Here is a 12,563-nt window from a genome sequence, read left to right on the forward strand (position 1 = left end):
AAAACGGCGGCGTGCCGTGTGGATGCAAACGACGCCGCGAAAAAAAAGCCCGCTCACGGGGAGCGGGCTGCGGGTTGTCGCACTCAATGCCGCCGCGTGAGCGTCATTGCTTCTTCGCGTTGATCACGGCTTCGGCGACGTTGTTCGGCGTTTCAGCGTAGTGCTTGAACTCCATCGTGTAGGTTGCGCGGCCCTGGGTGGCCGAGCGCAGCGACGTCGAGTAGCCGAACATCTCGGCGAGCGGCACTTCCGCGCGCACCAGCTTGCCGCCGCCGCCCGCGATGTCTTCCATGCCCTGCACCATGCCGCGCCGGCTCGACAGATCGCCCATCACGTTGCCCATGAAATCCTCGGGCGTTTCCACCTCGACGGCCATCATCGGTTCGAGCAGCACGGGCTTCGCCTTGCGCATCGCTTCCTTGAACGCCATCGAGCCGGCCATGCGGAACGCGTTTTCATTCGAGTCGACGTCGTGGTACGAGCCGAAGGTCAGCGTGACCTTTACGTCGACGACCGGGTAGCCCGCCAACACGCCGGCTTTCAGCGTTTCCTGGATGCCCTTGTCGACGGCCGGGATGAACTCGCGCGGGATCACGCCGCCCTTGATCGCGTCGACGAACTCGTAGCCCTTGCCCTGTGCGCTCGGCTCGAGCGCAATCACCGCGTGACCATACTGGCCTCGGCCGCCCGACTGCTTGACGAACTTGCCTTCGACGTCCTCGACTTTGTTGCGCACTGTTTCGCGATATGCGACCTGCGGCTTGCCGACGGTCGCCTCCACACCGAACTCGCGCTTCATCCGGTCGACCAGAATTTCGAGGTGCAGCTCGCCCATGCCGGAGATGATCGTCTGCCCGGATTCCTCATCGGTCTGCACGCGGAACGACGGGTCTTCCTGCGCGAGACGGTTCAACGCGATGCCCATCTTTTCCTGGTCGGCCTTGGTCTTCGGCTCGACAGCCTGCGAGATCACCGGGTCCGGGAAGATCATCTTTTCGAGGATGATCACATGGTTAGGATCGCAGAGGGTGTCGCCGGTGGTCGCTTCCTTCAGGCCGACGGCCGCGGCGATGTCGCCCGCGTAGACCTCCTTGATTTCCTTGCGCTCGTTCGCATGCATCTGCAGGATGCGGCCGAGGCGCTCCTTCTTTTCCTTGATCGCGTTGTAGACGGTGTCGCCCGAATTGACGACGCCCGAGTACACGCGGAAGAAGATCAGCTGGCCGACGAACGGGTCAGTCATGATCTTGAAGGCGAGTGCCGAGAACGGATCGTCGTCGTTGGGATGACGCTCGATCTCCTTGTCGTGCTCGTCGTGGCCCGTGATGGCCGGCACATCGACGGGTGACGGCAGATAGTCGATCACCGCGTCGAGCATCGCCTGCACGCCCTTGTTCTTGAACGCGCTGCCGCACAGCATCGGCACGATCTCGTTGGCGATCGTGCGTGAGCGGATGCCGTGCTTGATTTCTTCTTCGGTCAGGTAGTGCTCGCCGCCCAGATACTTTTCGAGCAGTTCCTCGTTTGCCTCGGCAGCGGCCTCGACCATCTTGTCGTGCCATTCCTTTGCGGTGGCCGCAAGTTCAGGCGGAATGTCGCGGTACTCGAACTTGATGCCCTGGCTGTCGTCGTCCCAGTAGATCGCCTTCATCTTCACGAGGTCGACCACGCCCTGGAAGTGGTCTTCCGCGCCGATCGGAATCTGGATCGGCACGGCGACACCCTTCAGGCGATCGCCGATCTGCCGTTGCACGCGGAAGAAGTCCGCGCCGACGCGGTCCATCTTGTTGACGAACGCGATGCGCGGCACCTTGTACTTGTTCGCCTGGCGCCACACGGTTTCCGATTGCGGCTGCACGCCGCCGACCGAGTCGTACACCATGCAGGCGCCGTCGAGCACGCGCATCGAGCGCTCGACTTCGATCGTGAAGTCGACGTGCCCGGGGGTGTCGATGATATTGATCCGATGCTCGGGATAGTTGCCGGCCATGCCTTTCCAGAACGCGGTGGTGGCCGCCGACGTGATCGTGATGCCGCGCTCCTGCTCCTGTTCCATCCAGTCCATCGTCGCCGCACCGTCGTGAACCTCGCCGATCTTGTGGGTCACGCCGGTGTAGAACAGGATCCGTTCGGTGGTGGTGGTTTTGCCGGCATCGATGTGAGCGCTGATACCGATATTCCGGTAGCGCTCGATGGGAGTCTTGCGGGGCACGTGAATCTCCTTGTAATGGCGCGCCTGAAACGCATGCCGGGCGACCGCGAGGGGCGCCCGGGGAGTCTGGATGCTGTTGCCGAGATTACAAGGATAGCGCGTCGATTGGTCTTTTGCATGAATCCTGCCAGCCGGCGCGAGGGCCGGCCGCGCGGGGCTCAGCGGACGAACAAAAGCCGGCGCCTCGGGTTGAGGCGCCGGCTTTTTGGGGAGGGCGAGCGGGGGCGGGCGGCTTGAGTGGTCGCTCAGGGGCGCAGCCCGGCGGCGGGGGAGTTTACTGCGTGATACCCGGCACCGGCGGCAAGCCCTGGATCTGCATGCCCGGCTTGATGCCCTTTGCCGAGAACCAGCCCTTGGGCATTTCCAGCGCGAACACGCCGTTGTGCGTCGGGCAGTGATTGTTGGTGGTCTCGGCCTGCATCTCGTCGATGTCGGTGATCGTGCCGTCGGCGCGCATGAACGCGATCGAGAGCGGGATCAGCGTGTTCTTCATCCAGAAGCAGTGGCCCGCGTTCTCGTTGAACACGAACAGCATGCCTTCGTTGGGTCCGAGATTCGTGCGATACATCAAGCCCTGTTCGCGGTCCGCGTCGTTGGCGGCGACGGCCGCGTCGATCACGAACATCCCCGCGGTCAGCTTGACGCGCGGAAAATCGCCGGGCTGCTTGGCGCCCGGCGGCATCTGCTGCGCCAGGGCGGGCGTGCTAGTGGCGACGAACGAGAGCGCCGCGAGCGGCAATGCAACGGCAACGGCGAAACGCGCAATCAACGAGCGCATGGAAAATCGCACGGCAAGACTCCTTGCTGAAATTAACTCGCGCATGTTACGCGAGCGCGTCAAAAACAAAAAGGCAGATCGCCTTGCGGTGATCTGCCTTACAACGCCGTAAGAACGGCAATGAAGGTAGTTCTTGACTGCGTTTTTACAAGCAACTTACTCCGAAGCTGCCGAAGCTGCTGCAGCAGCTGCTGCCTTCTTGTGCGACTTCTTGTGAGCGTGCTTGGTGGTCTTCTTTGCCGACGAAGCTGCTGCTGCCGGAGCTGCCGTAGCTGCTTCCGGTGCCGATGCTTGTGCGAATGCTGCCGTTGCGAAGAGGCCAGCGACCAGAGCGGCGATCAGTTTGTTCATTTTGTGAATCCTCAGCTTTGAGTTAATTAACCAAATGACCCGGCTTATGTAGAGTCATGTCGGTAAACGTGCCATCCACCTTTCGGTTGACAGCCGCATCGAACAAAATTTTCGATGCGTCTGCTAGCGTTCGGACTTTCGTACTCGCCGCGTAGATACGGCGTATGCAAAGGTCTTTAAGGCTCAATGCCGGATAGCTTCAGCGGCATCTGCGTCGAATAACGCGTGGAGTTGTAGGGCGGTTGACGCGAATCGCGCGGAAATTTTTATCGCGATGAGATGCGATGAAACGGCTTGTACGAGGCCCGCGCGAGCCAATTTGTTTCACGCCTTTCGGGCCTGCGTTTCACGCATTTTTTTGCTTGTTGCTACAACGAGTTAGCGTTGATTGTCACAACCGTGAAACGGGCGTGGTGTGATCACGTGATGGCGTATTTGCGCGTGCGTGAGTTGCACCGGCGGTGCGCTGATGATGAACGAACAATCTTTAAATAATGTTCAGGCGATGCCATCCCATGGCGCGTTCGCTCGTAATTCGATGCTCTCTCCGGGTTGCAGTCCGAGTGAAAAAATGTCAAGCGCACCGATGCCGACGCGCACCAGACGCAGCGTCGGGAAACCCACCGCGGCCGTCATGCGACGCACCTGCCGGTTCTTGCCTTCGGTGATCGACAGCTCGATCCACGTGGTTGGGATCGCCGCGCGATAGCGGATCGGCGGCGTGCGCGTCCAGAGCGAGCTGGCCGGTTCGACATAGGTGGCCTGACATGGGCGCGTCACATAGTCCCCGAGATCGACGCCGCGCGCGAGTTTCTTCAACGCGGCCTCGTCGAGCGCGCCTTCGACTTGTGCCCAGTAGCGTTTGACGAGCTTGTGACGCGGCTCGGCGATGCGCGCCTGCAGGGCGCCATCGTCGGTGAGCAGCAGCAGGCCTTCGCTGTCGGAGTCGAGCCGGCCCGCCGGATAGACGCCGGGGACCTTGACCCAGTCGGCAAGCGACGCGCGCGTCTCGTGCGGAGAAAACTGGCAGATGGTGCCGAACGGCTTGTTGAGGGCGAGAAGGTGCATACGGGAGCGATACGACAGGGCGATGACGGCGCGATGATAATGCATAAATCGGGATGCCGATTCTTGTATCTTATAGAGGAAAGCGGCACGCCCGAGCGTGCCGTCCATGTTGGAAAACCCGCAGCCGGGAGCGGCCGCGGCGCGCGCGGGGTGTGGGCTAGAATGGCGCCAGGCCGCTTGCGGACGTTCGGCATCGCGCGGCGAGGGCGTCTTTTTCGCAGTCTCCCATCAGCTTTTGCACAGCTTTCACTGGAGTCCGATCATGCCGTATCAGCACATCAAGGTTCCGACCGGTGGCGACAAGATCACCGTCAACGCCGACTTCTCGCTCAATGTTTCCGACGAACCGATCATCCCGTATATCGAAGGCGACGGCACCGGTCTGGACATCACGCCGGTCATGATCAAGGTGGTGGATGCGGCGGTCGAAAAGGCGTACGGCGGCAAGAAAAAAATCCACTGGATGGAAATCTACGCGGGCGAGAAGGCGACCCGGGTGTACGGCCCGGACGTGTGGCTGCCGGACGAAACGCTGCAGGCGGTCAAGGAGTACGTCGTATCGATCAAGGGGCCGCTCACCACGCCTGTCGGGGGCGGCATCCGCTCGCTGAACGTCGCGTTGCGCCAGGAGCTCGACCTCTACGTGTGCCTGCGGCCGGTGCAGTATTTCAAGGGCGTGCCGTCGCCCGTGCGCGAGCCTGAGAAGACCAACATGGTGATCTTCCGCGAGAACTCGGAAGACATCTACGCGGGCATCGAATGGCCGGCCGAATCCGAGCAGGCGAAGAAGATCATCAGGTTCCTGCGCGAAGAAATGGGCGTGAAGAAGATCCGCTTTCCGGATTCGTCGGGCATCGGCATCAAGCCGGTGTCGCGCGAAGGCACCGAGCGTCTGGTGCGCAAGGCGATCCAGTACGCACTCGACAACGAACGCCGCTCGGTCACGCTCGTGCACAAGGGCAACATCATGAAGTACACCGAAGGCGCGTTCCGCGACTACGGTTACGCGCTGGCGCAGAAGGAGTTCAACGCGGAGCTGATCGACGGCGGCCCATGGATGAAAGTCAGGAATCCAAAGACAGGCGGCGACGTCGTCGTGAAGGACGTGATCGCCGACGCGTTCCTGCAGCAGATCCTGCTGCGCCCGGCCGAATACGACGTGATCGCCACGCTGAACCTGAACGGCGACTACATCTCGGATGCGCTTGCCGCGCAGGTCGGCGGCATCGGCATCGCGCCGGGCGCCAACCTGTCGGATTCGGTCGCGATGTTCGAAGCGACGCATGGCACCGCGCCGAAATACGCGGGCAAGGATTATGTGAATCCGGGCTCGGAAATACTTTCGGCGGAAATGATGCTGCGCCATCTCGGCTGGTTCGAGGCGGCGGATCTGATTATCAGCTCGATGGAAAAATCGATCCTGCAAAAACGCGTGACTTACGATTTCGCCCGCCTGATGGAAGGCGCGACCCAGGTGTCGTGCTCCGCATTTGGCCAGGTCATGATCGAAAATATGTAATTGATGCGCCGGGATTATCCGGTTTGCATAAAAACCCCGGCGCCAGCAAACGGCCGGGGTATTTTTTTACCCAGATTTTTCGCGCGGTTTTTCGGCCGGAAAATCCGCTGCGACAGAAACCCGCCGCAAAAAAAGAAACCCGGCGCGGAGCCGGGTTTCAAAAAGGACGGGTAACGAACGCCTCAGGCTGGTGCCTGAATATTCGATGCCTGTTTGCCTTTCGGGCCTTGCACGACCTCGAAGGTGACCTTCTGGCCTTCCTTCAGCGTCTTGAAGCCATTCATCTGGATGGCCGAGAAGTGTGCAAACAGATCCTCGCCACCCTCATCAGGCGTGATGAATCCGAAACCCTTTGCGTCGTTAAACCATTTGACCGTACCAGTTGCCATTCCAACTTCCCCTGTAACTCATGTCACCACCACGAGCCCTCGAAAAGCCACGACCGCACGAGGCAGTCGATTCCTCCTCACAAGCTCACCATCGGCATTTTTTCGAAATTATGGCTTAGTGAAAAAAGTGCCAGCTTGATTGTTGGGGCTCTTTATTCGAGTGTCAAGAAAATTTTGAGACGTCGTTGTCGCGTTGCAAACAGGCCGCTTTCCAGGGTTTTTCCCGCTTCCGTATGTGCGGTGGCGCAAGCGGCGTGGCTTGAAAAGTCGCATAATCGACTCACATGCTGGCTGTGCCCGCAGCGTCGACGCCCAGCGCGGCGAGCGTTTCCAGCCAGTCCCGGCAGGTTGTGCGATACTCGATCCGACCGCGGCGCAGCAGTCGCCGCGCATGGCAGGATGGGGGGCCGGCACCGCAATCGGCCCGTCGAAAACGCGCAGGCCAGGCCAATCATGACAGCGTCGTGATCCGCCGGGCGGCAGCGAACGGGTTCATCGGCCGGGCGGCCGGGTTTTGACAGGATTGCGGGCCTGTCCTAGTTGTTTAGAATGGGTGTATGGCGATTATCCCGGACAAGCAGGACGGCACCGTACTGGAGCGGCAGGAGCAGAAACTCAAGCCGCCGTCCATGTACAAGGTGGTGCTGCTGAATGACGACTTCACGCCGATGGAATTTGTCGTGATGATCGTGCAGGAATATTTCAATAAGGATCGTGAAACCGCAACGCAGGTCATGTTGAAGGTGCATCGCGAGGGTAGGGGAGTTTGTGGGGTCTATACGCGGGACATCGCGTCGACCAAAGTCGAGCAAGTCGTTACCCACGCACGGCAGGCCGGGCATCCGCTGCAGTGTGTGATGGAGGAAGCATGATTGCCCAGGAACTGGAAGTCAGCCTGCATATGGCGTTCATGGAAGCGCGCCAGGCAAGGCACGAGTTCATAACGGTCGAACATCTTTTGCTCGCGCTGTTGGATAACCCGACCGCGGCAGAGGTACTGCGCGCATGCGCGGCCAATATCGAGGATCTGCGTCAGAACCTGCGCAATTTCATTCATGACAACACGCCGACCGTGCCGGGCACGGACGACGTCGACACGCAGCCCACGCTCGGTTTTCAGCGTGTGATCCAGCGCGCCATCATGCATGTGCAGTCCACCTCGAACGGCAAGAAGGAAGTGACCGGCGCTAACGTGCTGGTCGCGATCTTCGGCGAGAAGGACTCGCATGCGGTGTACTACCTGCAGCAGCAGGGCGTCACGCGTCTGGACGTGGTCAATTTCATCTCGCACGGCATCGCCAAGACAAGCAGTTCGGACCCCGCGAAAGCGAGCGACGCGAATGCCGAGTCCGACGAAGCCGCCGCGCAGAAGGAAACGCCGCTTGCCCAGTTCACGCAGAACCTGAACCAGATGGCGAAAGACGGCCGCATCGACCCGCTGATCGGGCGCGAGTCGGAAGTCGAGCGCGTGGTGCAGGTGCTGTGCCGCCGGCGCAAGAACAATCCGCTGCTGGTCGGCGAGGCCGGGGTCGGCAAGACTGCGATCGCCGAAGGGCTCGCCTGGCGCATCACGCGCGGCGAAGTGCCGGATATCCTCGCCGATGCCCAGGTGTATTCGCTCGACATGGGCGCATTGCTCGCGGGTACCAAGTATCGCGGCGACTTCGAGCAGCGTCTGAAGACGGTGCTGAAGGAACTGAAGGAGCGCCCGCACGCCATTCTCTTCATCGACGAAATCCATACGCTGATCGGCGCGGGCGCCGCATCCGGCGGTACGCTGGATGCGTCGAACCTGCTGAAGCCGGCGCTCTCGTCGGGCACGCTGAAGTGCATCGGCGCGACCACCTTCACCGAATATCGCGGCATCTTCGAAAAGGACGCGGCGCTGTCGCGTCGTTTCCAGAAGGTCGACGTGACGGAGCCGACCGTCGAGCAGACGGTCGCGATCCTGCGCGGACTCAAGTCACGCTTCGAAGAGCACCATGGCGTCAAGTATTCGTCGGGCGCGCTGTCGGCGGCGGCTGAGTTGTCGGCGCGCTTCATCACGGACCGTCACTTGCCGGACAAGGCGATCGACGTGATCGACGAAGCGGGCGCGGCGCAGCGCATTCTGCCGAAGTCGAAGCAGAAGAAGACGATCGGCAAGAACGAGATCGAGGAAATCATCTCGAAGATCGCGCGCGTGCCGGCGCAAAGTGTGTCGCAGGACGACCGCAGCAAGCTGCAAACGCTCGACCGCGATCTGAAGAGCGTCGTGTTCGGGCAAGACCCGGCGATCGACGCGCTGTCGGCCGCGATCAAGATGGCGCGCGCGGGCCTCGGCAAGCTCGACAAGCCGATCGGTGCGTTCCTGTTCTCGGGTCCGACCGGCGTCGGCAAGACCGAGGTCGCGAAGCAGCTTGCGTTCACGCTCGGCATCGAGCTGATCCGCTTCGACATGTCGGAGTACATGGAGCGTCACGCGGTGAGCCGACTGATCGGCGCGCCTCCGGGCTATGTTGGTTTCGACCAGGGTGGTCTGCTGACCGAGGCGATCACGAAGAAACCGCACTGTGTGCTGCTGCTCGACGAAATCGAAAAGGCGCACCCCGACATCTTCAACGTGCTGCTGCAGGTGATGGACCACGGCACGCTGACGGACAACAACGGCCGCAAGGCGGACTTCCGCAATGTCATCATCATCATGACGACGAACGCGGGCGCCGAGGCGATGGGCAAGTCGGTGATCGGCTTCACGAACCGCCGCGAGGCGGGCGACGAGATGGTCGACATCAAGCGTATGTTCACGCCGGAGTTCCGCAACCGTCTGGACGCGACCATCAGCTTCCGTTCGCTCGATGAGGAAATCATCATGCGCGTGGTCGACAAGTTCCTGATGCAGCTGGAAGATCAGCTGCACGAGAAGAAGGTCGATGCGCTCTTCACCGACGCGCTGCGCAAGCATCTGGCGAAGCACGGTTTCGATCCGTTGATGGGCGCGCGGCCTATGCAGCGCCTGATCCAGGACACGATCCGTCGCGCGCTCGCCGACGAGTTGCTGTTCGGCAAGCTGATGAACGGCGGCCGCGTGACGGTCGACGTCGATGCGGAGGACAAGGTGCAGTTGACCTTCGACGAGCATCCGGCGCCGCGTAATCCGAATCCGGAGGCGGTGGAAGTCGAGTGATATCAGTGGGGCCGGCGTTGCGTTAAGCCGGCCAGGCACCGAAAACAGAACGGCGCGGGTTTTATCCCGCGCCGTTTTTTTTCGCGCTCCGGTCTTCTGCTGGCGGCGTCGGCGGCAAAACCTGGTTGCCGCGTCGCAGCATTCAATCAATGCTTACCGGTGCTACCAAACCCGCCCGCGCCGCGTACGCTTTCCTCGAAGTCATCGACAACATTGAACTCGGCCTGCACGACCGGCACGATCACCAGTTGCGCGAGCCGTTCCATCGGATTCAGCACGAACGTCGTTTCGCCGCGATTCCACGTCGACACCATCAGTTGACCCTGGTAGTCGGAGTCGATCAGGCCGACCAGATTGCCCAGCACGATCCCATGCTTGTGGCCAAGTCCCGAGCGGGGCAGAATCAGCGCCGCATAACCGGGGTCGCCGACGTGGATCGCGAGTCCGGTCGGCACCAGTGCCGTTTGGCCCGGTTCCAGCGTCAACGGTTCGCTGAGGCAGGCGCGCAGATCGAGACCGGCGCTACCGGTCGTCGCGTAGGCGGGGAGCTGTTCGCGCATGCGCTCATCGAGAATCTTCAAGTCGAGTTTCATTCAGGTTCGATAGTGGGTGTGGGTTTGAGGAAAGGGGTAGCTCGCGGACCGGCAGGACCTCAGCAGCGATCAAGCCGCCTTGTTCGAGCCGAGCTGGAACGCATCGGCGAGCAGTTCGTACGAGCGCAGGCGCGCGCGGTAGCTGCCGGCGACGGTCAGCACCATCAGCTCGTCGGCCTGGAACTGCTGCTGCAACTCCGTGAGCCGCTCGGTGACGCGCTCTGGTGTGCCAATGATGCTGCGCGGCTTCTCCCGGTCGATCACGAGCTGTTCGCGCTCGCCATACTCCTGTGCGATGCCTTGCTCGATCGATGGAATCGGTTCGTTCAAGCCATAGGCCATCTGCACGCGGCGCAGATCGACGGCTTTTTCGAGGTCCGCGGCTTCCTGCTCGGTATCCGCGCAGATCACGAAGACCGCGGTCGCCAGATACGGCTGCGCTGCCTCGTTGCCAGGCTGGAACCGCTCGCGGTACGCCAGCGCGACCTGCTTGCCGAAATGCGCGTTGATGAAATGCGCGAACGAGAAACGGATGCCCAGTTGCGCGGCGAGCAGACCGCCGAATTCGCTCGAGCCGAGCATCCACAACTGTGGGCGCGTCTCGATCTGCGGCTGCAGCAGCACGCCCTGCGCGAGGTGATCGTCGGGCAGCGTGCCGTGCATGAGGCCGAGCAGCTCGGCGACCTGCTGCGGAAAAAGCTCGCCGCGATTGTAGGCGCCGGCGGCGACCGCCTGCGCGGTGCGCATGTCGCCACCCGGCGCACGTCCGACGCCGAGATCGACGCGGTTCGGAAACAGCGCCTCGAGCATCATGAACTGCTCGGCGACCTTGAACGGGCTGTAGTACGGCAGCATGATGCCGCCCGAGCCGATGCGAATGCGTTTGGTCACGCTACCGAGGCGTGCCAGCATCACTTCAGGGCAGGGGTTCGACACGCCGCGCAGGCCGTGGTGCTCGGCGCACCAGTAGCGCGTGTAGCCGAGGTCGTCGGCGAGCTGCGCGAGTTCGACGGTGGCGGCGATCGCGTCCGCCACCGAATGGCCGGCGATCACCGGTGTTTGATCGAGCACGGAGAGTAGCGTCATGGCAGTAGTGCTCCAGATGATTCCGGTTGGCTAGGCAGGCAAGGCGGGCAGAGGCGTCAAGGCCTAGCGCCGTTCACTCGCTCGCTCAGCGAACCGGACTGGTGTCGGGCGGCAGACGCCTGGCGATTTCCGCGATCAGCGCGCGCGCGAGCGTCTGCTTGTCGGCGCGTGGCAGCTTCGTCGCGCCGCCTGCTTCGAACAGGATCACTTCGTTGTCATCGAGCCCGAACGTTTGCGGACCCAGATTGCCGATCAGCAGCGGCACGTTCTTGCGTACGCGCTTTTCCTCGCCGTGAACCTCGAGGTTGTCGCTCTCCGCCGCGAAGCCGACCGCGAACGGCGGCTTCGGCAGCTTCGCGACCGCGGCGAGGATGTCCGGATTCTCGACGAACGAAAAGCTCGGCAGCGTGCGATCGGCGGTCTTCTTGATCTTCTGATCGCTGACATGGTCGACACGCCAGTCGGCCACCGCCGCGACGCCGATGAAAATGTCCGCGTCCGCGATCGCGTGCATGACCGCGTCGTGCATCTGCTGCGCGGTTTGCACGTCTTCGCGCAATACCCCCCACGGCGTTTCCAGCGCGACCGGACCGGCCACCAGATGCACCTCGGCGCCCGCTTGCTGCGCGGCGCGCGCGAGCGCGAAGCCCATCTTGCCGCTCGAACGATTCGTGATGCCGCGCACCGGGTCGAGCGGTTCGAAGGTCGGTCCGGCGGTCAGCAGCACGCGCCGGCCCGCCAGGATTTTCGGCGCGAAGAATGACGCGATCGCCTCGAAGGTCGCGGCCGCTTCGAGCATGCGGCCGTCGCCGATTTCGCCACAGGCCTGCGGGCCCGAATCGGGGCCGAGCACCTGGACACCGTCGGCGCGCAGTTGCGCGACGTTGCGTTGCGTGGCCGGGTTCTGCCACATCTGCCGGTTCATCGCCGGCACGACGAGCAGCGGGCAGTCACGCGCGATGCACAGCGTCGAGAGCAGATCGTCGGCCATGCCGTGCGTGAGCCTGGCGAGGAAGTCGGTCGACGCGGGCGCGATCACGACCGCATCGGCTTCGCGCGACAGATCGATGTGCGCCATGTTGTTCGGCACGCGCGCGTCCCACTGGCTCGTGTAGACCGGCCGGCCCGACAGCGCCTGCATCGTGATGGGGGTGATGAACTGGGTGGCCGCTTCGGTCATGACGACCTGCACGGTCGCGCCTGCCTTGGTCAGCAGACGCGTGAGTTCGGCGATCTTGTAGCAGGCGATGCCGCCCGTCATGCCGAGGACGAGGTGTTTGCCTGCGAGTTCTGCGGTTGCCAACGAAAGCCTCCGACAAAGCGTGATCGCGCGGCGGCGCGAGGGGGCCTGCCCGTCGTTGCCGCCGCGCGTTTCAAACCGGACGCGAGGCACGGCTCGCG

At 62.4% G+C, this 12,563-nt stretch carries 11 protein-coding genes; 3 read left to right on the forward strand and 8 right to left on the reverse strand.

What is annotated here, in order from left to right; genetic code table 11:
- Positions 1–103 precede the first annotated feature (103 nt).
- From fusA to CI15_RS13705, 4 genes are all read right to left on the reverse strand, one after another.
- On the reverse strand, positions 104–2,212 hold the full coding sequence (gene fusA, locus CI15_RS13695) for an elongation factor G (RefSeq protein WP_062128609.1): 2,109 nt from the start codon (positions 2,210–2,212) through the stop codon (positions 104–106).
- A 274-nt stretch (positions 2,213–2,486) separates the two neighbouring features.
- On the reverse strand, positions 2,487–3,002 hold the full coding sequence (locus CI15_RS13700) for a DUF192 domain-containing protein (protein WP_062128611.1): 516 nt from the start codon (positions 3,000–3,002) through the stop codon (positions 2,487–2,489).
- A gap of 144 nt (positions 3,003–3,146) precedes the next feature.
- Positions 3,147–3,341, reverse strand: coding sequence for a hypothetical protein (locus tag CI15_RS35335; RefSeq protein ID WP_075643700.1), 195 nt, complete (start codon positions 3,339–3,341; stop codon positions 3,147–3,149).
- 498 nt (positions 3,342–3,839) lie between these two features.
- On the reverse strand, positions 3,840–4,409 hold the full coding sequence (locus CI15_RS13705; protein ID WP_062128943.1) for a pseudouridine synthase: 570 nt from the start codon (positions 4,407–4,409) through the stop codon (positions 3,840–3,842).
- A 262-nt stretch (positions 4,410–4,671) separates the two neighbouring features.
- Here CI15_RS13705 and icd point away from each other — a divergent pair, with 262 nt between their 5' ends.
- The gene (gene icd, locus CI15_RS13710) at positions 4,672–5,928 is read left to right on the forward strand and encodes an NADP-dependent isocitrate dehydrogenase (protein WP_062128613.1); all 1,257 of its coding nucleotides are present in this window, start codon (positions 4,672–4,674) and stop codon (positions 5,926–5,928) included.
- Positions 5,929–6,110: 182 nt separating this feature from the next.
- Here the strand turns inward: icd and CI15_RS13715 are convergent, their stop codons facing one another.
- The gene (locus tag CI15_RS13715; protein ID WP_007180614.1) at positions 6,111–6,317 is read right to left on the reverse strand and encodes a cold-shock protein; all 207 of its coding nucleotides are present in this window, start codon (positions 6,315–6,317) and stop codon (positions 6,111–6,113) included.
- 557 nt (positions 6,318–6,874) lie between these two features.
- Between CI15_RS13715 and clpS the strand changes: the two genes are divergently transcribed.
- Positions 6,875–7,189, forward strand: coding sequence for an ATP-dependent Clp protease adapter ClpS (gene clpS, locus CI15_RS13720; protein WP_008919570.1), 315 nt, complete (start codon positions 6,875–6,877; stop codon positions 7,187–7,189).
- Complete coding sequence (gene clpA, locus CI15_RS13725; protein WP_062128615.1) at positions 7,186–9,483, forward strand: ATP-dependent Clp protease ATP-binding subunit ClpA; 2,298 nt, start codon at positions 7,186–7,188, stop codon at positions 9,481–9,483. Before clpS ends, clpA begins: the two co-directional genes overlap by 4 nt.
- A gap of 146 nt (positions 9,484–9,629) precedes the next feature.
- Here the strand turns inward: clpA and dut are convergent, their stop codons facing one another.
- From dut to coaBC, 3 genes are all read right to left on the reverse strand, one after another.
- The gene (gene dut, locus CI15_RS13730; RefSeq protein WP_062128617.1) at positions 9,630–10,076 is read right to left on the reverse strand and encodes a dUTP diphosphatase; all 447 of its coding nucleotides are present in this window, start codon (positions 10,074–10,076) and stop codon (positions 9,630–9,632) included.
- A 69-nt stretch (positions 10,077–10,145) separates the two neighbouring features.
- On the reverse strand, positions 10,146–11,162 hold the full coding sequence (locus tag CI15_RS13735) for an LLM class flavin-dependent oxidoreductase (protein WP_062128619.1): 1,017 nt from the start codon (positions 11,160–11,162) through the stop codon (positions 10,146–10,148).
- A gap of 85 nt (positions 11,163–11,247) precedes the next feature.
- Complete coding sequence (gene coaBC, locus CI15_RS13740; RefSeq protein WP_062128621.1) at positions 11,248–12,465, reverse strand: bifunctional phosphopantothenoylcysteine decarboxylase/phosphopantothenate--cysteine ligase CoaBC; 1,218 nt, start codon at positions 12,463–12,465, stop codon at positions 11,248–11,250.
- Positions 12,466–12,563: the final 98 nt, after the last annotated feature.

Source organism: Paraburkholderia monticola, assembly GCF_001580545.1.
Lineage (GTDB): Bacteria > Pseudomonadota > Gammaproteobacteria > Burkholderiales > Burkholderiaceae > Paraburkholderia > Paraburkholderia monticola.